Here is a 23066-nt window from a genome sequence, read left to right as displayed (position 1 = left end):
ACTTCCTGATTTCATTACAAAGGTATAGTATACGTTACCCGAACACAGTGACCTAAGTCACATAGCGTTAATCAAGGGGAAATTGTTGTTATTTTTAGTTAGGTATACCTAAAAAGTAAGCTGCGTTACAAAGTTTATATTGTGAAAGTTGGTGTTGTAATACATGTCCTTTAGCGGGATATCTATTTCGGGAGATGTACGACCAATGTAGAGCAAGCGGAAACTGAGCCCATCGAGTACCGGTTTCGAGGGACTATAATTGAGATCAGCCACCCAGCCCCAGTAGGATATAGCGCCATGTTTGTTATACCTATAATCGTTTGGTGCCGGGAGCCACGACTTGGCTACTGACAATTCTGAAGAGAAATTATCAGACCATTTTTTGCGGCCTTTTGCTACGAGCAAATCCGATTTGCCCACACCTTCCAATCGTCCTCTGGAGATGGTGGCAAAAAACTGCTCGCGTCCCCATTCCCGAGGAAACAGAAAGCGCCCGCCCCCGTCGATGTGCAGGTAATTAAGCGACAGGTGCAGATTGTTGGGCTCATAGGCCAGCATACCCCCAGCCAGCCACTGCTGCTGGTCCGGGAAGTAAACCAGCGTACTTTCAGGGTTGCCGCCGTTGCCTACCTGAAACTGGTACAATCCCTCTATACCTGCCTTTACCTGTGGCACTACCTCTACTACCGCTCTGCCATAGCTGTTGTTCGATACGTTTTCAATCCAGTAGTTCCAGGCTTCGGCCTGCAGGCGTTTGTTGGGTTTTAATTGCAAACCAGTTACAGCTACGCCTTTAGTATGTGTGTGATGCGGATAGCCGGATGGTTTTCCCCATTCATCCACTCCCGGTGAAAAAATACCGATCGTTTCCCCAGCCCTGTACCATTCCACGGTACTTCTGGGTGAGAAATGGTCGAACCAAGCCATCGTGAGAAGGCCTTTTTCCTGAAACGGCAGTTGCACTTTTATACCTTGAAAAGAATAGGGTTTCATGCGCGTATCCTGCGGGTTCATTAGGGGAGAGGTAAAACTAAAGCGACCGATTTTGGCCTGAAGCCTGGCTGAATTATACTCCAGGTATAACTCGTCAAGGCGGTCCAGGTCCGCTTTGTTGTGCGGGTCCTCGATATCAAAAAGCTCCATCTCCAGTTTCGGGTGTTTTTCAGAAATGAAATCCCTTTCACCCAGATTGGAAGAAAACAGGTTATAGGTAAAGAGTCCGGCAAAACCAAAGCGGAAACCGTGCAGGGAAGCTGTTTTGTACCCAATCTCGGCCCCGATGGCATTGGCATAATTGTCGGAGAGGGAACCGTGGTTGAATGTGGCCATAAAGTAGTTGCGCACGTGGCCCTCTATTTCACCTTTCGTGAAAAGGTCTTTCGCGCTTCTGATCTGCACGGTGTCGGAAACTGCATGCTGCTCTGCATGCTCACGGGTGTGCACTTGTGCAATGGCAATGCCCCAGTTCGTAGACAGAGATAAAGCAGTGAACAGCGCAATTTTTTTTAGCATGGAATTGGTGATTAATAACTGGAACAGGTATAGCTGCCCCGGAGCCTGCCTATGTGATTATTTTATTTCAGGTGATAAGTCAGCAATGGACGGATACAGTGATTCACCAAAGTCTCGGCAATGCTGCCGTAGAAAATTTGGCTGAAGCCTTTGCGGGCGTGGGTGCCGATCACCACCAGGTCCATCTCTGACTCCTGGTTAAAGTTGCGTACACCGGCCGGCACCTTGCTGTCGCTCTTAAAGTGCAGTTCGTAGTTTTGCAACTTCAAATTGGTGGCGAAGCGCTGCATCTGCTGTATGATGCTGTCGAGCTTCGGATCATCCTCTTTTTCGATGATCTGCAAGAGGTGCAATTGTGCCCCGAAAAGCTGTTGCAGCGTCTTGATGGTGTTAACCGTTTGTTCCGGTTGCTTCTCGGCGCTGAAGTCAGCCACCCACAGCAGGTTTTTGATCGGGGTGATAGAGGCGTCCTTCTGAATCGTGATGATTGGCACCCTGGTAAATCGTACCACATGCTGCGCCTCAGAACCCGAGATGCGCTCGAACCAACCCTCTGCACCCTCTGTACCCATGATGATTAGGTCAATCCCGTTCTGTTCGGCATACCTGGTCAGGCTGGTCGTCAGACCGCCGTATACCACAGCGCTGGTGAAATCGAAATTCACCTGTTTTCTAATTTCCTCGAAGCCTGCTATTGCCTGTTGCTCGAACTCTTTTATCTGGCCTCTGTCGATGGTTTCAGAAGAATCGGTGGTGCCCGCCCACTCTGCCGCGTTCACCTGAATAACATGCACCAAATGCGTGTTTACCGGAGTTTTCTCCATCAGAAAGGCGAGCATTTCCAGTGCTTTAAAAGATACCGGTGTAAAATCCATCGGCACCATGATGTTGAGTCTCTTTTCCATTGTATGTTGCTTGTTTATCGCTTGTGTAGCTGATCTAATTTTTATTTTATGTAAGCTGTTGGTTTGGTTGCCACTAACAGTCACTGCTGTACCTTGCGGTGCAGGGTTTGGCGCAGATCAGAGGAATGTGAGCGTATATCAGTGCCATGACATCCACACTTTCAGGTTCGGTTGCAAAACTGCCAGCATCTGCCAAAGGGTAGTTGTTTCTCAAAAAAGACGTTCGGCTCAGGTCCGTATACCATCTCTTGTTGGCTATAGCGTTCGTTCCAGTATTGCTGCATCATGTTTTCTACTTGTTGACAATACAAAGGTCAGTGATAAAGGCACCTTGTTCAGTGACTATGGTTACACAAGTTTTTTTTGTGGAAACTAAAGGCTGTGCATCCCCTTAAGAGCAGGCTAGGGGCTTATTTAGAAACTAAAGCGCTTTCGTTCAGGTATATGTGGGAAGTTTGATTGTGGAATCCTTACAGGTATAGCTGATGAAAAAGTATTTCTACCGATTGTCTCGGCAGGTGCTGCCGCTCGTTTTAGTTATGCTGATCAGCCTTCCCGTTCTCGCCTGCACCACCTGCAATCGCCCCCTGCAAGCTGCTATTTTCGACGAAAGCTTTCTGAAAGTATTCTTTTATATGCTGCTGCCTTTTCTGTTTATCGGAGCGGCGGTATATCGACTGAACAAACTTAAGTAACACGCTATGAAAAGACAGATACCCATTGAAGAAGTGAAGTCCGTTCGAAGCGGTCCGCTGATAGCGGCGGCCACCCTGATCGGTATAGGGATGGGTGGGTTTGTGGATGGTATTGTGCTGCACCAGATCCTGCAGTGGCACCAGATGATTTCGGCCAAGCTGCCGCCGGACACGCTGCTCAACAAAGAGACCAACATGTTCTGGGATGGGATATTCCATGCTTTTACCTGGCTCACCACAGCGCTGGGAATTTATTTGCTCTGGCGTGTGGTATACGAACGCAAATCAGTACTCTCCAACCGGATTTTCGGTGGCAGTCTTTTGCTAGGTTTTGGCATTTTCAACATCGTGGAGGGTATCATCGACCACCACATTTTAGTGCTTCACAACGTGCGTGAGATCAGTTCTAATCAATCAGCCTGGAACTTCGGTTTTCTGGGGATATCGCTTGTGATGCTGGCTGCCGGTTGGCTGCTTGTGCAGAAGGGCAGGAGGGAAGCATTACCCGGGCACCAGTAAGAAAGCATCAGCGCTACATACGAGCCCCTTTTCTTAATAAACCCGCATCGCAATAGCAGAAAAATCGGGTCCATAGAGCCACTATCTTTGTGTGGGTTAACCGCTGCATCGAGGAGCAGGAGCGGAGTTATGGCTTCTGGACGCTTCCAGCTGCCACACCCCTTCCGCGAAGACCAGGAGTGGATAATGGACGAAATCGGGAAGATGGCCACAACACCCTCGTGCCGCCTGCCAATGAGCGGAATGTGTCGCCACTCCCTCAAAACCCACCTAATGGCCTGTTCCTCATGCAAAAGTAAGGCCTGCTTCAGCCACGAGCCTTGGCGGGTAGTTTGATGATCTTTTACTAGACGTTGATGCGGCTGGACCCGGTCCTGATCCTGGGGCAGGTTGTCGGCGTGCTTGCCTACAGGCGTAATCAGTACCGAGGTTTGCGCGCCGGGGCAGCCCGTCAACTGAGCCAGGGCAAGCGCCTTAGTCAGGTTTTGCGCGTGCAGTGCTTTGGGGCTGTTGGCTGCAGTGGTCTGGTACCTTCTATATCCTGCTGTTTGGGAGCTCAGCTGGAGGGCGACAGCCTGGCGTGACGGAGTGTTTTGCGAAGCTGCCTTACCAGAAAACAGAAAAGAGCGAATGCCCGTGGACATGAATAGACCGGCCGGCCATGGCGGGAGGCAGAGGCGCCGGAATAAAATAATATTTCTGATAAAACAGACAACAGCGGCAGCGGTCGAAACGTTTTATATCATACTAAGCACCAGCTATTTGTCTCGATGAGATACTAACCTCTACACCTCCGTTTCCTGAAAACAATTTAACCTGCAAAGGGCAGGAAAACTTTGTTAATTAATCAAACCGGTGTATATGAAACGTGTCTTATCTTTCGCTTTGCTATGGCTGGTCCTGCCGTTTAGCCATAGTGCCAATGCCCAAAACACAGCCGATGGGGTGAAGTGGGAACACCGCTTCGAGGAAGCCGCCCGGCAGGCTGCAACCGGGCACAAACCCATCCTGATGGTGTTTGCCGGCTCCGACTGGTGCAAGCCCTGCATCCTGCTGCGCAAAGAGGTATGGGATACGCCTGCCTTCCGGGATTATGCCAAAGAGCATTTTGTGCTGCTCGAGCTCGACTTCCCCCGTTTTAAGAAAAACCAGCTACCGGAGGAGCAGAAAAAGTACAATGAGCAACTGGCAGACAGATATAACCAGGAGGGCCTGTTCCCGCTGGTTGTCCTGACAGATGAGAAAGGAAATGTGCTGGGCAAAACGGGCTACCAGGCTGGCGGACCCGACAAGTATATTCCGCACCTGGAGCAACTCCTGCACCAAAAGTAGATCGCCTGCTTACCCTTAACCTTTGGATGTGTATGTATAGAATCATGCAATGCTGGCTGGTGGCCTTGTTGCTTGTATGCAACGCCGCACAAGCGCAGGCTCCTGCCCGGGAGCTGAAAACACAGAAAAAAGTACTGTTGCTGATGGGCACCCGGTTTGAACTGGTGGCCGTGTCGGAGGATGAAGAACTGGCCAATAAGGCCATTGAGGCAGGTATAGCGGAAATCCAGCGGATCGAGGCGCTTATTTCGGAGTGGCAACCGACCTCGCAGACCAGCGCCATCAACCGGAGTGCCGGCGGCATGCCCGTACCGGTTGACGAAGAGTTGTACGAGCTCATCCGGCGCAGCCTCCGCATCTCCGAACTCACGGGTGGGGCCTTCGACATCAGCTGGGCGGCTGCAGACAAGGTATGGAAGTTTGATGGTTCCATGAAAGAGATGCCACCACAGGAGACTGTGAAGAATTCCATCCGCCACATCGGATATCAAAAGATCCAGCTGATACCGGAGACGCACAGTGTGTTTTTGAAAGAGGAAGGCATGAAGATCGGGTCTGGCGCCATAGGTAAAGGCTATGCTGCCAACCGGGCACGCGACCTAATGCGCAGAATGGGTATACAAAGCGGCGTGGTGAATGCCGCCGGCGACCTGATCACCTGGGGCAAGCAGGCCGATGGCCAGCCCTGGTACATCGGTATAGCCGATCCTGCCGACAAGGAAAAGGTTTTCTCCTGGCTCACGGCCGACCACACCGCCGTCGTGACTTCCGGAAGCTACGAGAAGTACGCCGAAATCAATGGCAAACGTTACGGTCACATCATAGACCCACGCACCGGTTATCCGGTAAGTGGCCTGAAAAGCGTCACCATCATCTGCCCGGATGCCGAGCTGGCCGATGCGCTGGCCACGGCTGTATTTGTGCTGGGGAAAGAAGAGGGGCTATACCTGGTCAACCAGCTGAAAGGGGTGGAGTGCCTGCTGGTGACAGATGAAAACGAAATGGTAACCTCTGACCAGCTGCACCTGCACTATTACAAAAACAAGCCGGCTTCAGCCAAAGCTCCTATACCTGCCAAAACATCTAAAATCTAAGCCCATGAAGTTGATCAGAAGTGTCGCGTGGTATGCCTGTGGTGCCGTTTTGCTTGGCGCGCTGGGTGGCTGCGAAGTCGTTAAACCTTATCAGAAAACTTTGCTGAACGAGGAGGAGATGAAGCTGAGTGCACGGAAAATAGAGGCCTTTGAGACGAATTTCCAATCGTACCGCGAAGGTGCCTCGGGTGCAAACGGCGGTAAAGTAGGAGGGGGGTGCGGATGCAACTGAGGTATATCGGCCTCATGATGGCCTGCGCCATGGCTACGACGGCCTTCGCGCAAAACACGACTGTTACGGCCCCTTCGCGCCGCGTACGCAAGCTGGAACCGGCAGAGGTGAACATCCTCGGCAGCTACTACAGCCAGGACGGCAACCACTCGCCGGTGACCGGAGGCATTGGCACCGAGCAGCTGACGGGTGTCACGCCGACCATTATCGTGAATGTGCCGCTCGATACGGTCACTAACCTGAATGTGAACTTCGGGATGGACTTTTACTCTTCGGCTTCTACCGACAACATCGATTTTAACGTCTCATCCGCCTCTAAATCTGATTTGCGCACACACCTCAACCTGGGCATCAGCCGCCGCAACAGCCTGGCAAGGACGACGAAAAGCCTGAGCATAGGTGGCTCTACCGAATACGATTACCAGTCGCTGTCAGTGGGGGGCGGCTGGGCGCAGGAGTCGCGGGACGGCAACCGGGAACTCAGCCTGACAGGCATGATCTACTTCGACACCTGGACGCTGATCTACCCGGAGGAACTGCGCAACGGTAAAAGCCTGGTGAGCACCAACAAGCGACAGTCCTACAACCTTTCGGCTACTTTGTCGCAGGTGATCAACCAGAAGATGCAGGCTTCGCTAAGCGCCGATATCGTGTACCAGTCCGGTCTGCTCTCCACGCCCTTTCACAGGGTGTATTTCCGGGAGCAGGAGATTGCACAGGTAGAGCAACTGCCGGACCAGCGCCTGAAGTACCCGCTGGGGTTGCGGGTGAACTACTACGTGAATGACTATGTGACTTCGCGCTTTTTCTACCGTTTCTACAGCGACAACTGGGGCGTGACGGCCAACACCATCGAGCTGGAAACACCCATTAAGTTCGGGCCTTTCTTTTCGTTCTACCCTTTCTACCGCTTCCATACCCAAACGGCAGCCGACTACTTTGCACCTTACAAAGAGCACAGTCTGAGCCAGGTGTTCTATACCTCCGACTATGATCTGTCGGGCTTTACCAGCCACAAAGCAGGTATAGGGTTGCGCTACTCGCCCCTGACAGGTATAGCCAAATTCGGACTGCCTTTCTCGAAGAACAAAACCTCGCTGAAAGGGATAGAACTGCGGGGTGCCAACTATTGGCGCAGCGATGGCCTCAAAGCTTTCATCATCAGCACGGACCTCAACTTCACGCTGCCCTCCAGAAAATGATCTGTGATCGCAAGCACCAGGAAAGATGCATGGCTTGTTAAGATGATTGCTGCTTTTTGCGGGCCCGCAGGTATATTTTGCCAGTTCATTCACCAGGAGCGGTACTAAGCCTAGGGTCAGGACCATTAACCAACCGGGAGTATCGAGCATGGTCAGGTTGAAAGCTTTCCGCATCAAAGGGACGGCTACCACCACCAATTGCAGTGCCAGCCCCAGCACGATGGCGCCTATCAGGTACCTATTCGAGAAAACGCCCAGCTGGAAAATGGATTTCGTCGGATGCCGCATGGCCAGCGCATAAAAGAGCTGGCAGGCCACCAGTGTCATAAAGGCCAGGGTTCTGGCGTTCTCCAGCGTGGCGACAGGCACAACATCATCAAAAGGGGTATAGCCGTGCTCATAGTAGCCGAACCAGAAGGCAAAAATGGTGAGTGTACCGATCAGAATGCCGCCCCCCAGCACACGCCAGCCCGCAATGCCGGTAAAGAAACTCTCATTCGGACTGCGGGGCTTCTCCTTCATCACATCCGGGTCGCCGGGGTCCATGCCCAGTGCCACGGCCGGCATGGAGTCCGTGAGCAGGTTAATCCAAAGGAGCTGGGTGGCGATCAAGGGTGCTTCCCAGCCGATCATCAGCGTGATGAACATGGCCACCACCTCGCCCAGGTTGCAGGACAGCAGAAAGAGCACGGCTTTCCGGATGTTGTTGTAGATGTTCCGGCCCTGTTCGATGGCCGATACTATCGTGGCAAAATTATCATCGGTCAGAATCATGTCCGAAGCGTTTTTGGCCACGTCAGTCCCCGTTATGCCCATGGCCACCCCGATGTCAGCTGCGTTAAGCGAGGGCGCATCGTTCACGCCGTCTCCCGTCATCGACACCACATTTCCCTGCGCCTTGAGGGCACGCACAATTCTCACTTTATGCTCCGGCGAGACCCGTGCGAAGATGCGGTAGTCATTGACCTTTTCACTGAATTCGGTTTCGCTTAGCCTGTCTATTTCCTGACCGTAATGGCCTGGTCCAGGTGATCGGCTATACCTAGTTCATAGCCGATGGCAAAGGCGGTGATCTTGTGGTCGCCCGTGATCATGATGGTTTTAATGCCCGCCTCTTTTGCTTTGCGCACGGAGTCCTTCACCTCCATTCTCGGAGGGTCCATCATCCCGACCAGCCCCAGCAGGATCAGGTCCTGCTCCATCTCATCTGCACCAATCACCGTGTCAACGGGCTTGTAAGCGACCCCAGCGTACGGAGGGCCTGCCCCGACATGCGGGCGGTCGCTTCCTGTACCTGCTGTTTGTGTTGCTCAGAGATGGGGACCACCTGTCCTTTTATGTGTACATGCGTGGTCAGTTGCAGGAGGTTGTCGATGGCGCCTTTGGTGTACACGGTATACCTTCCGTTTTCCTCGTTCAAGGTTGACATCAGCTTCCGGTCCGAGTCAAAAGAAAACTCATCAATGCGTTTGCTCTGCCTGCCCAGTGCCTGGCGGTCTATACCTAGGTCGTCTCCCAGGATCAGCAGGGCGATTTCGGTGGGGTCGCCGGTGCCTTCGCCGTTTTCGTAGGTGGCGTCGGAGCAGAGCACCATGGCTTTGGCGAGCAGGGTGGCATCGTCGGTAGGGGAGTTGCCCTTTTCCCGCTCCACGGCCACCTCCCCATCCGCGTTAAAGTACCTGAGCACCGTCATCTTGTTTTGGGTGAGCGTGCCCGTTTTGTCGGAACAGATGATGTTGACCGAGCCCAGTGTTTCCACCGCTGGCAAGCGCCTGATAATGGCGTTGCGTTTGGACATGTTCGTAACGCCGATCGAAAGCACAATGGCCACGATGGCAGCCAGGCCCTCGGGGATAGAGGCCACGGCCAGCGAAACCGAGATCAGGAACATCTCCGCCAGGTCTCTCCCTTGCAGCAGGGCCACCACAAAGATCAGCACGCAGATGCCGATCGCGAATTTGCCAAGTGATTTGCCGAGTTTGTTCAGCCGGATCTCCAGCGGTGTTTTGACATCTGCTTCGGTGTCGATGATGGTGGCGATCTTGCTACCTCGGTCTGCATGCCGGTGCCCACGACCACTCCCGAACCTCTGCCCGCCGTCACCAGTGTGGACATGAAGGCAGCATTGTCGCGGTCCCCGAGGGGTGTGTTGGGCGCTTTTAATGTAATGGTGGCATCCTTGGGGGAGGGAACGGACTCGCCGGTCAGGGCCGACTCCTCTATCTGCAGGTTGGCCGACTCCAGCAGCCGGAGGTCGGCGGCAATATACCTGCCGGCATCCAGGATCAGCACATCGCCCGGCACTACGGTTTCAGAGTCAACCTCTTTCACGACACCCTCGCGGCGCACGAGGGCTTTGGGGGCGGCTATTTTCTGGAGCGCTTCGATGGCGTTGCCCGCCTTCACTTCCTGCACCACACCCAGTACCGCATTGAGGATGATCACGGCCAGGATGATGATGGCGTCGATGTATTCGCCCATGAACACGGTGATCACCACTGCCGCAAACAGCACATAGATGAGCCAGTCCTGCAGCTGCGCCAGGAAGAGCTGCAGGATGCTCTTTTTCTTTCTTGCCGTCAGTTTATTAGGGCCATACTTTTCCAGACGGGCTTTCACTTCCGCTTCGGAAAGTCCCTGAGCAGGGTCTACTGCCAGTTCTTTCAGAACAGCCTCTATTGATTTGGAGAACCACATGTAGTGCTATCGATTCGTAACGTCAATTAAATAAAGTTAGCGATAAGCAGTGATAGTTCGTTTACACCGGCTCCAGTTTGGACTTAAAAAATCGTGCGTGATGCCAAAGCCCTGCGGCAGGTTTCACGTCCCAATTCGATCTGAGTCTCCGCTCTATGAAATTCAAATATAGAGCAGGAGTTCACCGGTATTTCGACCAGTACGTCGGGGGGGTATACCTGCAGCATGAGGCTGGTCAGGCGGTCCTGGGTCATTTGGTAGGACAGTAACAGCAGTTCCCGTAAGGAGTAATCCGAGAGCGGTGAAAAATCACTGGCAGCGTTCCCCTTGTCCTGGCCGGTCAGGTGCAGCCACTTCCAGAGGGCCGACACAGCCTCCGGACGCTCGTTCACCTTCAGCATCGGCTTTTCTCCGGAAGCCGGGCCATTGAGGTTGACCGCCACGACCAGTTCGTTTTCCTTTTTTCGCACCAGGTTGAGGGGGAGGGGATTGAGCACTCCGCCGTCGACCAGGAACTGCCCGTTCTCGAGCACGGGTGTGAACACGCCAGGTATAGCAATAGAGGCACGCAGGGCTTTGTACAGATCACCGGAGGTGTAGTGAACTTCTTCGTTTCGGAGCATGTCGGTGGCCACAGCCGTGAAAGGGATTTTGAGGTGTTGGATCTCCTGCGCACCCGTCACCTCCCGCAGCACATTGAACACCTTTTCGCCCTTGATAAAACCCTGCCGGGTTAAGGTAAAGTCGAGCAGGTTGAAGACCGCGCTTCGTGTCATGGTCAGCATCCACTCTTTATAGGCCTGGTTGTAGCCAGCGACATACAGCCCGCCCACCACGGCACCCATCGAGCAGCCGGCCACACTCACAATCTCGAAGCCCTCTTCTTCCAGCACTTCGATGACGCCGATATGGGCCAAACCGCGCGCGCCGCCGCTTCCCAGCACCAGGTGTACCTTCTTCTGTTCCATGTTGGGCCAAGATAATATTTTTTGCCCGAAGTGCTCTTTTCTGTGTCTACTTTGGTCCAAAAATGGTCGCTTTGAGAGTTGCTCTACACAAGAAATAACGGACAACTGACCCTCCTGGCAACGAGTATTACTATATATTCTGGTCCAATTACTCAACCTGTCAAAAAGTTTTTCGTTTAGCTCTCTGAACTTGCATAACATCGGCTCTGCAAGGTGCTCAATTACGTTTCTTTTAATTTCTATGGATAAAATCTACTCGTTCAGCTATAGAGAACAGGCCAGACTTATACTTTTTACAGTACTTCTTATAGCATCGGCACTTACAGGACTTAAAAGTACAGCTGCTCCGAACGCCTTTTTTGCCACAGCCCCTGCTGCTGTCAAAGCACAGCCCTCCCTTGTTGGCGCCATCACCGTTCAATGGAATGCTGTGACAGGTGCAAGCCGATATGTGGTGGAGCGGTCGCTGTTTCCAGGAGCTGGATTTCAGGAGCATGCCACCGTCTCAGTAACAAGTGGTAAAACAATCTATACCTACCGCGACACAGGTTTGGGCTACGGCGAAACCTACTATTATCGTGTGAAGGCAGTGGATAGCGCAGGCGACTCGCCCTGGAGCAGCACAGTGAGCGCCACCACGCACGCGCAGCCCAAGACATTCAACATCATGCCGCTTGGTGACTCCAACACCCACGGCACCAAATTCAGCGACACCCGCCCGGACGCCCAGCGCATCGCTTACCGTAAGCAGTTGTACGACCTACTGATGGGGGCCAACGCTAAGTTCACCTTCGTGGGTAGCGAGCGCTCGGGCAGTGCAACACTGGCAAACGATCAGAACGCTGGCTTTTCAGCGGCGCGCACCGGCGACATTGCAAGCCTGCTGCGTACCAGCAGTTACCGCAACCAGGACAATGTGTTGGTGTCTCGGGGCTCAGGCACTTACCTGGACAAGTTCAACCCGGATGTCGTGCTGCTGCACCTGGGCACAAACGGCGGTCAGTGGGGTGTCACTGATGACGATCAGGCTATTGCTGAAATGGCTGCTATACTTGACGAAGTGGATGCCTATGAAGCCAGGGCCAACAAAGAAGTCACCGTTGTGCTGGGACTCATCATCAACCGGGTACTTCAGCCGAATGATCCGGCGGCAGTCGAGTTTACTTCCCGTTTCAACGTAAAGCTGGCCGCCATGGCCGAGAACCGCATCCGCACCAAAAGCGACCGCCTGATTGTGGTGGACATGGAAAAAGCGGCCGGCATCGTCTACCGCCTGGCCAGTGAGGGAGGTGACTTCGACGACAGCCTGCACCCTTCTGAGTCGGGCTATCAGAAAATGGCCAATCAGTGGTTCAAGGCTTTGGAACCTTTGCTCAAGCCTTCTACCGTTAGCACCAGTGCCCCGGAGACTACTATCACACAAAAGCCGGCGGAAATATCAAAAGAGAAATCCCCCACCTTTGCCTTTACAAGCAACAAAAGCCCCGTTTACTTTGAAGTGAGTCTGAATGGGGCGGAATACACGGTGGTGAGCACGCCCTATACCTTGAGCAACATGGCCGACGGACGCTATACCTTGTCGGTGCGGGCAGTGGATGCCGCCGGCCGAAGAGACGCCACACCGGCCACCCATACCTGGACCATCATCACCGAACCGCCAACCCCGCCTGCTTTCACAGCGGTGAGTGAAGACCGTGGTCCTGTCAACAACGACCGGGTGACCTCAGACAACACCATTCGCTTGTCTGGTAAGGCGCAGAATGGGGTAGAGGTAACCGTGCGTGAAGCAGAGCGGGGTGAGCTGGGCAAAGTGAAAACGAATGAAGGCGGTGATTGGTCCTTCAATTACGAGGGAACAGCACTGCCAACCGGCGTGTATCGCTTCACAGCCATCGCCACTGATATTGCGGGCAATGAGAGCAAAGTGAGCAATACCTTTACTGTAACCATCGACCTGACCCGACCGGACATCGCTATCAGCACGGAAGCCAAATCTCCCGTGAAAGAGGCTTTTCAGGTGCAGTTTAAATTCACGGAGGAGGTATACGGATTGGATGCTGGCGATATCACCGTCACCGGTGGAACATTGGGTGATCTGAAAGAGGTAAATAAATCCACGTATACTGCTACCATCACGCCACCTGCCAATGGGCAGGGCACGGTAGCCATTAGTCTGGCTGCCAACAAAGCGACTGACCTGGCTGGTAATGCCAACACGGCTTCCAATAAACTGGAAATCGCTTATGACCTGAAGCGCCCGAAAGTGACACTCAGCTCCGATGCCCCACAGCTTGTGAAAGCTCCTTTCACTGTTAGATTTACCTTTGACGAGGCGGTTACAGGTTTTGCGGCGGCTGACATCAGTGTGCAGAACGGCTCGGCGGGCAACCTGAAATCCGAGAGCGCCACTGTTTATACCGCAACCATCAGTCCTGCATCTGACGGGGAAGTCGTGGTCAGCCTGGCAGCCAACAAGGTTACAGACGAAGCCGGCAACGGAAACGAAGCCTCTGCCGAACTGAAGCGACTCTATGACGTGGCGCCGCCAACAGTGACGCTGGCCACCACAGCTGGTAATCTCACCAATGCGGCTATACCTGTCACGATCACTTTTAGCGAGTCGGTTACGGGGCTTTCCTTAAACTCTTTCGGCGTAACAAACGGTAAGCTGAGCAGTTTGCAGAAACAGGATAACACTACTTATACCGTGCTGCTGACACCAGATAAAGATGGGGAAACAAGTCTGCAACTTGCCGCTGACAAGGTAGAAGACCAGGCTGGAAATGGCAATACGGCATCTAACGTTCTTAAACGCCAGTACGATGCCACACCGCCAACTGTAGCCCTTAGCACCGACGCGGCAGAACTGACCAACGAGCCTTTTACAGTCAACTTCCGCTTCAGTGAAGTGGTTGAAGGCTTTGCGGTGGCCGATATCACAGTGGGGAACGGCTCAGCCAGCGAATTCAATAAAACAGGCGATCAGACTTACAGTGCCCTAATCAAACCAGCAGCCGATGGCCAGGTAACGGTGCGTGTAACGGCCGGAAAGGCGCAGGATGCGGCAGGTAACCCGAACACTGCTTCCAATACCCTGGGTATACAGTATGACAGTACGCCACCTGCTGGTTATGCCGTGGCGTTCACTACCGACAAGGTCGAGCACAACAACCAGCAGAATATTTCTTTGAGCGTGAAAGGAGCAGAGCAGGGAGCCACTTACTTCTATACCATCAGCAGCGACAAGGGCGGCACGGATGTGACAGGCACAGCCAGTACAACGACTACCTCTTTCAATGTTCAGAACCTTGATCTGAGTGGTCTGCACGATGGTACACTCACGCTCACTTTTTACCAGGTGGATGCCGCCGGTAACCGGGGTGCTGATGCCACGACGCAGGTGGTGAAGATGACGAAGAACATCCTGACCGTAAGCAGTCTGGAAGCGATCAGCGTCAAGTTCAGGACCAGTTTCGAGGACCTGCCATTACCCTCGCAGGTGAAGGTGCGCTATACCAACGGAGAGGAAGAAGACCTGGAGATAAAGTGGCAGCAGGGTAATTACAACGGACTGGAGCCTGGCACCTATACCTTGAGCGGGGAACTGGTGCTCAAGCCGAACACTACCAATCAGGACAACCGCAAGGCCAGCATCACGGTGACTGTGGAGCCAAACCAGCCACCGACTGCCATTGCGATCAGCCAGAACACCTTCAAGCCGGATGCGATGCCAGCTGAAGTGTTGCTGACGTTCAGCACCACCGACCCGGATGATGAAACCCATACCTACGCCCTGGTGAACGGACAAGGCGCAGAACACAACAGCTACTTTGAGCTCAGAGATGACAAGCTATACCTGAAGTCAAACGAAGGGCTTTCGGGCATTCGCAACTTCAGCATACGGGTGCGGACTACCGACCCGTACCGAAACAGTTTCGAACAAACCTTCACCCTGAGCAAGGAGGTATACCAGCCGGCCAATCCGATCAAACTGGTAAACGCCTTCTCGCCGGACAACGACGGCATCAACGATACCTGGACCGTACCGGAACTCAAATTCTACGACGAGATCAGCATACAGGTGTTCGACCGGGCGGGCAGGAGGCTGTTCCACACCACCAATCCGGAGCAGGGCTGGGACGGTCGTGGTCAGGACGGACAGGTGAAAGAGGGTTCTTATTTCTATATCATCGAGGTGAAGGATATCAACCTGGTGCAGAAGGGTGTATTAACAGTACTTAAGTAAGTTTACATGAACAGATTAGTAGTAACAGCTATATTCTTATTCACAATCACAGGCCTGCAGGCGCAGAACCGAAAGTACATCAGCAATTTTTCAGCCTACCAGCATTTCTACAACCCTGCGCTTACAGGTAGCGAAGGCTCCATGCTCCGCACCTATTACCGCAACCAGTGGACAGGCTTTGAGGATGCCCCCAAGACGCTTTTCTTCTCAGGCGAGCTGGACATGGCGGATATGAACAAAACCACGGATCGTACCAGTCACTACCAGTACCGCGACTCACGCAAAAATTACATGGGTGCCCGGCATGCCTTTGGTATCATTGCACTGCAGGAGCGATTTGGCCCTACAAGAGAGACGCAGCTGGGGCTGAACTATGGTACCGGTGTGCGGCTTTCACAATCACTAAGTCTGCGCTTTGGCACGTCGCTCACCTTCAATAATTTCCGGCTTGACGGCAACAGCCTGGTGGTGGACAATACAGGTGACCCGCGCTACCAGCACGTACTGGCGACCAGAACAGTATGAGCAAGTTTGACCTGAACCTGGGCTTTGCGCTGGCCTCTGCCAACTACTACCTGGGCTATGCCATGCAGGATATCACCGCAGGCCACTTCATGAATAGCAGCGATAATTTTATGAAGGATGTCTATACCCGCAAACATATTGCGCAGGCCGGGTTTCGTACAGCTATGTCAGATCGTTTCGGGCTGATTGTAAATGGCCTGTACCAGTACGATGAGCAGCTGAAAGGTACGGTTGAGGGACAGGTGAAAGCAGTGTATAACGACATGCTATGGGCAGGAGCAGGCTACCGTAACGACCAGGCATTCCATGTAGGGGTTGGTCTGCACTACCGCCAGTTCCGTATCACGTACGCCTATGAGAGCCCAATACAGGAAGCCCGCTCAATCAGCCGCGCCACCAACGAGGTCGGCCTGGCTTATACCTTCCGTCAGGCGAATCCAAATCAGCAGGGCGGGCTTACTTTCTGGTAATGCCTGCATGCCTACTGTGGCCGGGGCAGGGGAATCGGAATTTTAATGTCGAAGGCGGTGCCTTCTCCGGGTGAGGAAACCACTGTCATGCTTCCATGCAGGCCATCGAGCAGGTGCTTCACCAGTTGCAATCCCAATCCATAACCCTGCTCCCCTTTAGTGCCGATCGTGGAAGAGGATTTGCCCTGCATCACACCGCTTACCTGTTCTTCCGTCAGGCCTATACCTGTGTCACTTACCTGAATATGAAGCAGGGATTTGTTTTCGAGGTCTTCCAGTTTTAGCTGCACCGTCACGCTTCCCAATGGTGGTGTAAACTTGAATGCGTTCGAAATCAGATTCCCCGTGATCTGCATCAGCCTTTTCTTCGGGAAAGGCCTGTCTGCCTGCATCGCATCGATCTCCACATCAAAGGTGATCCCTTTATCAGTTGCCTGTGGCTGATAGAGCTCCAGCAGACACTCACGCAGGGTGTTCAGGTTCAGCTCATTTTCACTTAAAACAGAAGTATCCGGTGCAGATGTCACCTCGTTCCCTGTCAGGATTTCATCAGCCAGCTTAAGAATGGAATTGCCACTCTTGTAGATCAGGCTCATGAAATTCAGAACTTCCGGCAGCTTGTTTTTTTCTCCCTTCTTCAGGATCAGATCTGCCAGACCCACAATACCGCCCACAGGCCCTCTGATGTCGTGCGACACCCTGCGGTTTACCTGTTCGGCTTCTTCCAGCTTATGGTGCATCGACTGCATGACCTGGTGCACCACCAGGCGGTGCACGATCTCACCTGCAATGATCTTTAGCAGTTCTATTTTCTCAGGTGAGAGCTCCTTTATATTTCGGTCCAGTACGCAGAGTGTGCCGATATTGTAACCCCGCTTTGTCCGGAGAGGCAATCCGAAATAGTACTTGAGGTCAGGGTTACTTTTAAGACTTCGCAAATTCATGAACCGCTCATCCTGCATCAGGTCTTTGACCTCTAAAGGGTCAGACTGTGCAATGGCATACTGGCAGACAGAGTCTTTTCGTGGCATATTACCAGTCGGGAATCCATACCCTGCCACCGTCCACTGGGTATAGGCGTCGAGCAGGTTGACAAGCGAAATCTCCGTGCCGGCCACATATGCGGCCAGCCGCACCAGGTCCTTGAAGCTATCGCTTAGATTGCCATAGTCAAGGTCAAGTTCTGAAAGGTCGATAAGACGCTGAAACTCCTCGTGCTGTACAGTTTCCTGATCGGGCATAGGCTCAAGTATTAGAAGGTTGTCCATCTCTTAGTGTTTACGCAGTACGCCAGCAGGTTCTGCCATTTTTCTTCTTTCCGGCATAAACGCTTCTGCTTCTGCCTTGTGCTGCAACTGATGTGCCACAAACAGCGCCGCCATAAACAGAATCGCCGCCACTACCTGGTGCAGTACACCCAGACTGATGGGAACCACCAGTACCAGGGTTGCTATGCCCAGGCCAACCTGCAGTATCGTGACAAGTAGCAGAAACCTGACCGCTGTCCTCGTGGTGCCCGGCAAGTCCTGCTTACTTAAGTAGCTATACAACAGCACTACACAGATCAGTACAACAAATGCGAACCAACGATGCATGAACTGCACAGCTACACCATTATCAAAGTATTGCAGGATCGATAAATCACTTAGGAAGCCAGGAAAGAACTCCCCCTGCATGAGCGGCCAGGTGTTATAGGAAAAGCCCGACTTCAGTCCTGCCACAAAGGCCCCCAGCACAATCTGAATCAGGATAGCGAACACCAATAACCAGGAGAGGGGACTGTAGGCCCGAAGTGCATGGGACTTTTGTTTGACCGGTGCCACCAGGTCAGCAATGGTCCAGAGAATGACACCGATCAGCAGCAGGGCCAGTGTCAGGTGTGCTGCCAGTCGGTAGTGGCTCACGTGCGGCATTTCGCTCAGGCCGCTCATCACCATTACCCAGCCCATCACGCCCTGGGCCATACCGAGCAGCAGGATGAAAACAAGACGCTTCACCAGCCAGGGCGCCAGCATTTTGCGGTACAGGAAATACAGGAAAGGTACAATGAAAACGATCCCGATGATACGACCCAGCAGGCGATGCAGGTACTCCCACATAAAGATTTGCTTGAAGCCCGGGAGGGTCATGCCAAAGTTCAGCTTCTGGTACTCGGGAAACTGCTTGTACTTCTCAAACATAACGAGCCACTCACTTTCTGAAAGCGGAGGCAGCGTGCCTGAGATCAGGTTCCACTCGGTAATGGAAAGGCCGGAGCCGGTGAGGCGGGTGATGCCACCGATGACCACCATGGCCAATACGAGTACTATGCCGCTGATAAGCCAGAGTACAACAGGTATAGAAGCAGATTTTTGATGCATAACATGGAAAAGAACAAATATCCATGTTTCTGACCTGCCAGAAGATGATAAATATCACTTTTTAACAAAAAATGCCACTCAGGTGCCTCGCACAGTATCTAATATTTCTGCGGGTGAACTTTTGGGAGAGATGTCGTCGAAATCGCCCCGAAGAGCTTTCAGGGCATAGCGTTCTTCGTCAATCTCCCGGCGGCTGCGTATGCCCAGCGCCCGCATGATGGGCAGGGGAGGGCACCAGCCCTGTATGCCATGCTGCAGCAGGAAAGTAGTGACAATACCCGGCAGGATGAACCAGCGCTTGTTTACAAAAGCCCCTAGCAGGGTGCCGGAAAGCGCCAGCGTGGAAGCATTGACCTCCAGAGTACGTTCGATGCTCCATTCCTGGTCAAGCTCGCGAATGCGCTCTGAGATCTCCCCGTGACTGCGGCCTTTGTAGCGCGCTATACTTTGACGTATGTGATGATCCACCCGTTCGTTGGTTTCATCAAAAGAGCTTTCCCGCACACGTCCCTGTTCTTCCTGTTCTGTATTATTCATTATCTTCTTCCTGTTTGTGTATCTTACTATAATGCTATACGCGGTTGTATGAATATTTAGTTGTGCCAGAACTGAATCATGTCTGCAGGAAGTAACGTTTTGGCGTAAATCTTCGGCTTTCTGTCGTTATTTGTAAGATTTACTACGAAATCTGTAAGTTCATCTTGCGTTTGCTGCCTACCTTTGCAAAAGAAACTGTATCTTCGTCTGAACGAGCGTAACTGAATTTGAAGCTGATTCGCACCATACTGACCCTGACACTGGCCCTGCTGGTTGTTTTCTCCTCTGTGGGGATGACGATCACGCAGCATTTGTGCGCAGGTGAGGTCATGGCAACAGCTTTCTTTTCGCACAGCGCCGCCTGTGAAATGGAGAAACAGCGCGAAAGCCTGCCGGATTGCCACAAGCCGGCCATGGACGCCGACTGCTGCCAGGACCAGACAATTGTGCTGGAGGTAGAGGACGAGCAGCAGCTCAGCCCAACTTTCAAGCTTTCCGTTCCGGATATGACCTTTATCGCAACTTTCGCGGCGGTATGGACTTCCCTTTTCGAACTTTACGAACCGGTCTATACCCATGTGCCGGACTATTCCCCACCTTTGCTCGCGCAGGACATCCCTGTGTTCGTGCAGTCCTTCCTGATTTAAACCTGCTTTTTCGATGATGCCCGGCCGCTAAGGTCAGGTATAGCTACTGGCTTTTCCTATACGGAGAGTGCCATTCCTTTTTGCATTCAATCGAACAAAGCATGTTAAATAGCATTATTAAATTCTTTCTGGAACAGAAGCTGGTGACCACCCTGCTGCTGCTCCTTATCGTGGCCTGGGGCATCATGGTGGCGCCGTTCAACTGGAACGTAAACTTCCTGCCCCGCGACCCGGTTCCGGTGGACGCCATACCTGACATTGGCGAAAACCAGCAGATTATCTTCACCGAGTGGATGGGCCGCTCTCCGCAGGACGTAGAGGACCAGATCACCTATCCGCTCACGACTTCCCTGCTGGGTATGCCCGGCGTGAAGACCATCCGTTCCACCTCCATGTTCGGCTTCTCGAGCATCTATGTCATTTTTGAGGATGACGTGGAGTACTACTGGAGCCGCTCCCGCATCCTCGAAAAACTAAATTCACTGCCAGCCGATCTGCTGCCTGCCGAGACGACTCCGAAGCTCGGACCTGACGCCACGGCACTTGGGCAGGTATACTGGTATACACTGGAGGGGCGCGACGAAAAAGGCAACCGGCCGGGGGCTGGGACCTCCACGAACTGCGCAGCATTCAGGATTTCTATGTGAAGTACGCGTTGGCCGGAGCGCAGGGCGTGGCCGAAGTGGCCTCTGTGGGCGGTTATATCAAAGAGTACCAGGTAGACCTCGACCCGGTAGCCATGAAGGCTAACAACGTCTCCATGATGGAGGTGATGAATGCCTTGAAAGCCAGTAACCAGGAAGTGGGCGCCAGCACTGTAGAGATCAACCAGGTGGAGTACCTGGTGCGCGGTCTGGGCTATGTGAAGGAAATAAGCGACATCGAAAACGCCACCGTGCGGGTAGCCAACAACGTACCGATCCGCATCCGGGACATCGGACGGGTGAACATTGGTCCGGCTGACCGTTCTATGCTGGGCGTGCTCGATAAGAGTGGCGCCGAGGCCGTAGGCGGTGTGGTGATCGCCCGCTATGGCGACAATCCGCTGGCGGTGATCAACAACGTGAAGGCCAAGCTGGACGATATTGCTGCCGGTCTGCCTTCCAAAAAGCTGGCCGATGGGCGCATTTCCAAAGTGACGGTGGTGCCTTTCTATGACCGCACGCAGTTGATCAACGAGACACTGGGCACGCTCAACACTGCCATCATCCTGCAGATCCTGATCACTATCATTGTGATCATCGTGATGGTCTACAACCTGCGGGCTTCGCTGCTGATCTCTGCGCTATTGCCGCTGGCTGTGTTAATGACTTTCATCCTGATGAAGTACTTCGGGGTGGACGCCAATATCGTGGCACTTTCAGGTATAGCCATTGCCATCGGTACCATGGTCGATCTGGGGATCATTCTTAACGAGAACATCCTGCGGCACATGGAAGAGGCCCCGCCGGGGCAATCACTGATAAAGACGGTATACAATGCCACCACGGAGGTGGCTACTGCGATTCTGACGGCTGTTTCCACGACCATTATTTCATTTTTGCCCGTGTTCACGCTGGAGGCGGCGGAGGGCAAGCTTTTCGGTCCGCTGGCCTACACCAAGACCTTTGCGCTGGTGGCGTCGCTGATCTTTACGATCCTGATCATGCCGGCTTTTGCACATACTATTTTCGGGCTGAAGTCGCGCAACGTGGCCTGGAGTAAGATACTGAACTGGGCATTGGTGGGCCTGGGTATAATAGCTTTGTTCATTGTGCCGCTGGCAGGTATCACATTGGTATTGATTGCGGCTAATAACCTGCTCAATTACTATCAGCCGGAGCGCTTCGGGCGTCACCATACACTGATCATGGTAGGTATAGCGGTACTGGCCGTTTCGTGGCTGCTGGCGACCGAGTGGGTGCCGCTGGGCGTTTCGGTGAGCTATTTTGTGAACTTCATTTTTATCCTGCTGATCATCGGATTGGTGCTTGGATTGTTTTCCTTTTTCATCAGGGTATACCCGCGGGTGCTGGGCTGGTGTCTGGCCAACAAAGGTACTTTCATGCTGATCCCGGCTTTCATTATGCTGCTGGGGCTTAACATCTGGATCGGTTTCAACGGCGTGTTTGGCTGGGTGGCAACTGGCTTCGATAAAGTGGGGGTGAACGTTCGCACATCTGCTCCCTGGAGCGGACTGGTGCATACCTTCCCGGGTATGGGCAAGGAGTTCATGCCATCCCTGGACGAAGGCGCTTTCCTGCTGATGCCGACCTCGATGCCGCACACCGGTGTGGAGGCGAACAAGCGCTATGTGCAGCAACTCGATATGCTCATCACGGCTATACCTGAAGTGGAGATGGTCGTGGGCAAAGCAGGTCGTGCCGAAACAGCTTTGGACCCGGCCCCGATGTCGATGTACGAGAACGTGATCCAGTACAAATCCGAGTACATCACGGATGAAAACGGGTATAAGGTCCGCTTCAAGGTAAACGATGACGGCGAGTTTGCGCGGGACGAAAAAGGCAACCTGATCGAAGACAAAAGCGGCGAGTATTACCGCCAGTGGCGCGACCACATCAGGACGCCTGACGACATCTGGAACGAGATCGTGGAAGTAGCCGAACTGCCGGGCGTGACATCGGCACCGAAACTGCAACCGATCGAAACCCGACTGGTGATGCTACAGACTGGTATGCGTGCGCCGATGGGAGTTAAGGTATACGGACCTGACCTGCAGACCATCGAGGACTTCAGCATGCAAATGGAGCGGCTCCTAAAGGAGGTGCCTTCCGTGAAACCGGAAGCCGTGTACGCTGACCGCTCACTGGGTAAGCCGTACATGGAAATCGATCTGGACCGCCGCGCCATGGGCCGCTACGGTTTGAACGTGGCCGATGTGCAGGAGTACATTGAAGTGGCGATGGGCGGCATGGCCCTGACCACAACCGTGGAGGGCCGCGAGCGTTATTCCATCCGGGCCCGCTACGCCCGCGAGTACCGCACGGATCCGGAATCCGTGAGCCGCATTATGATCTCGAATCCACAAGGTGGACAAATTCCGTTGGCAGCCATTGCCAAAGTGGAGTTCCGTCCGGGCCCGATGATCCGCGGCGAAGACTCTTTCCTGACTGGCTACGTGCTGC

The 23066-nt window shown here is 53.3% G+C and carries 18 protein-coding genes and 3 pseudogenes; 12 read left to right on the top strand and 9 right to left on the bottom strand.

Annotation, left to right across the window (positions count from 1 at the left end; all coding sequences use genetic code 11):
• Positions 1–108: 108 nt before the first annotated feature.
• Positions 109–1512: a hypothetical protein gene (locus tag O71_RS02430; protein WP_007652848.1), complete on the bottom strand. Its 1404-nt coding sequence runs from the start codon at positions 1510–1512 to the stop codon at positions 109–111.
• Positions 1513–1574: 62 nt separating this feature from the next.
• Positions 1575–2417 (bottom strand): universal stress protein, encoded by an 843-nt coding sequence (locus O71_RS02425; protein WP_007652840.1) that lies wholly within the window; start codon positions 2415–2417, stop codon positions 1575–1577.
• Positions 2418–2902: 485 nt separating this feature from the next.
• On the opposite strand from O71_RS02425, the gene O71_RS02420 reads away from it, so the two are divergent.
• The 7 genes from O71_RS02420 to O71_RS22425 all read left to right on the top strand — a co-directional run bounded on the left by O71_RS02420 (position 2903) and on the right by O71_RS22425 (position 7491).
• A complete protein-coding gene (locus tag O71_RS02420) occupies positions 2903–3112 on the top strand; it encodes a hypothetical protein (RefSeq protein ID WP_007652829.1) in 210 nt (69 codons plus the stop codon).
• 6 nt (positions 3113–3118) lie between these two features.
• Positions 3119–3631: a DUF2243 domain-containing protein gene (locus tag O71_RS02415; protein ID WP_007652828.1), complete on the top strand. Its 513-nt coding sequence runs from the start codon at positions 3119–3121 to the stop codon at positions 3629–3631.
• An 89-nt stretch (positions 3632–3720) separates the two neighbouring features.
• Positions 3721–3930 (top strand): hypothetical protein, encoded by a 210-nt coding sequence (locus O71_RS23630; protein ID WP_143731986.1) that lies wholly within the window; start codon positions 3721–3723, stop codon positions 3928–3930.
• 562 nt (positions 3931–4492) lie between these two features.
• Positions 4493–4963, top strand: coding sequence for a thioredoxin family protein (locus O71_RS02405; RefSeq protein WP_040573454.1), 471 nt, complete (start codon positions 4493–4495; stop codon positions 4961–4963).
• Positions 4964–4995: 32 nt separating this feature from the next.
• Positions 4996–6057 (top strand): FAD:protein FMN transferase, encoded by a 1062-nt coding sequence (locus O71_RS02400; protein WP_007652822.1) that lies wholly within the window; start codon positions 4996–4998, stop codon positions 6055–6057.
• Between the two features lie 4 nt (positions 6058–6061).
• The gene (locus O71_RS02395) at positions 6062–6289 is read left to right on the top strand and encodes a DUF4266 domain-containing protein (RefSeq protein ID WP_007652820.1); all 228 of its coding nucleotides are present in this window, start codon (positions 6062–6064) and stop codon (positions 6287–6289) included.
• The gene (locus tag O71_RS22425) at positions 6280–7491 is read left to right on the top strand and encodes a DUF3570 domain-containing protein (protein WP_040573453.1); all 1212 of its coding nucleotides are present in this window, start codon (positions 6280–6282) and stop codon (positions 7489–7491) included. The genes O71_RS02395 and O71_RS22425 overlap by 10 nt, the downstream gene beginning before the upstream one ends.
• 132 nt (positions 7492–7623) lie before the next feature.
• Here the strand turns inward: O71_RS22425 and O71_RS26980 are convergent.
• From O71_RS26980 to O71_RS02380, 4 genes and pseudogenes are all read right to left on the bottom strand, one after another.
• A pseudogene (locus O71_RS26980) lies at positions 7624–8403 on the bottom strand (HAD-IC family P-type ATPase); the annotation flags it as partial.
• An 86-nt stretch (positions 8404–8489) separates the two neighbouring features.
• Positions 8490–8711, bottom strand: a complete 222-nt coding sequence (locus O71_RS26250; protein ID WP_071530820.1) for an HAD family hydrolase — start codon at positions 8709–8711, stop codon at positions 8490–8492.
• A pseudogene (locus O71_RS24965) lies at positions 8711–10186 on the bottom strand (cation-transporting P-type ATPase); the annotation flags it as partial. The gene O71_RS26250 and the pseudogene O71_RS24965, both read right to left, overlap by 1 nt.
• An 85-nt stretch (positions 10187–10271) precedes the next feature.
• Positions 10272–11156, bottom strand: coding sequence for a patatin-like phospholipase family protein (locus tag O71_RS02380; protein WP_007652819.1), 885 nt, complete (start codon positions 11154–11156; stop codon positions 10272–10274).
• Between the two features lie 241 nt (positions 11157–11397).
• Between O71_RS02380 and O71_RS02375 the strand changes: the two genes are divergently transcribed.
• Genes O71_RS02375 through O71_RS26240 form a run of 3 tightly spaced genes read left to right on the top strand, consistent with a single transcriptional unit; the run spans position 11398 to position 16397 of the window.
• Positions 11398–15402, top strand: coding sequence for an Ig-like domain-containing protein (locus O71_RS02375; RefSeq protein ID WP_007652817.1), 4005 nt, complete (start codon positions 11398–11400; stop codon positions 15400–15402).
• Between the two features lie 6 nt (positions 15403–15408).
• A complete protein-coding gene (locus tag O71_RS26245; RefSeq protein WP_007652816.1) occupies positions 15409–15927 on the top strand; it encodes a PorP/SprF family type IX secretion system membrane protein in 519 nt (172 codons plus the stop codon).
• Positions 15924–16397, top strand: a complete 474-nt coding sequence (locus O71_RS26240; RefSeq protein WP_007652814.1) for a type IX secretion system membrane protein PorP/SprF — start codon at positions 15924–15926, stop codon at positions 16395–16397. Before O71_RS26245 ends, O71_RS26240 begins: the two co-directional genes overlap by 4 nt.
• 11 nt (positions 16398–16408) lie before the next feature.
• Here the strand turns inward: O71_RS26240 and O71_RS02365 are convergent, their stop codons facing one another.
• The 3 genes from O71_RS02365 to O71_RS02355 all read right to left on the bottom strand — a co-directional run bounded on the left by O71_RS02365 (position 16409) and on the right by O71_RS02355 (position 19294).
• Positions 16409–17665, bottom strand: a complete 1257-nt coding sequence (locus O71_RS02365) for a GAF domain-containing sensor histidine kinase (protein ID WP_007652811.1) — start codon at positions 17663–17665, stop codon at positions 16409–16411.
• 3 nt (positions 17666–17668) lie between these two features.
• The gene (locus O71_RS02360) at positions 17669–18757 is read right to left on the bottom strand and encodes a COX15/CtaA family protein (RefSeq protein WP_051017673.1); all 1089 of its coding nucleotides are present in this window, start codon (positions 18755–18757) and stop codon (positions 17669–17671) included.
• A gap of 78 nt (positions 18758–18835) precedes the next feature.
• Positions 18836–19294, bottom strand: a complete 459-nt coding sequence (locus O71_RS02355; protein ID WP_007652809.1) for a DUF2892 domain-containing protein — start codon at positions 19292–19294, stop codon at positions 18836–18838.
• A gap of 227 nt (positions 19295–19521) precedes the next feature.
• Between O71_RS02355 and O71_RS02350 the strand changes: the two genes are divergently transcribed.
• Both O71_RS02350 and O71_RS02345 read left to right on the top strand, forming a co-directional pair.
• Positions 19522–19941 (top strand): hypothetical protein, encoded by a 420-nt coding sequence (locus tag O71_RS02350; RefSeq protein WP_007652807.1) that lies wholly within the window; start codon positions 19522–19524, stop codon positions 19939–19941.
• A gap of 101 nt (positions 19942–20042) precedes the next feature.
• Positions 20043–23066, top strand: a pseudogene (locus O71_RS02345) (efflux RND transporter permease subunit); the annotation flags it as partial.

The sequence above is a fragment of the Pontibacter sp. BAB1700 genome (assembly GCF_000277005.1).
Lineage (GTDB): Bacteria > Bacteroidota > Bacteroidia > Cytophagales > Hymenobacteraceae > Pontibacter > Pontibacter lucknowensis.
Note: the sequence above shows the minus strand (reverse complement) of the source record. Positions and strands in the feature narration are given on the sequence as shown.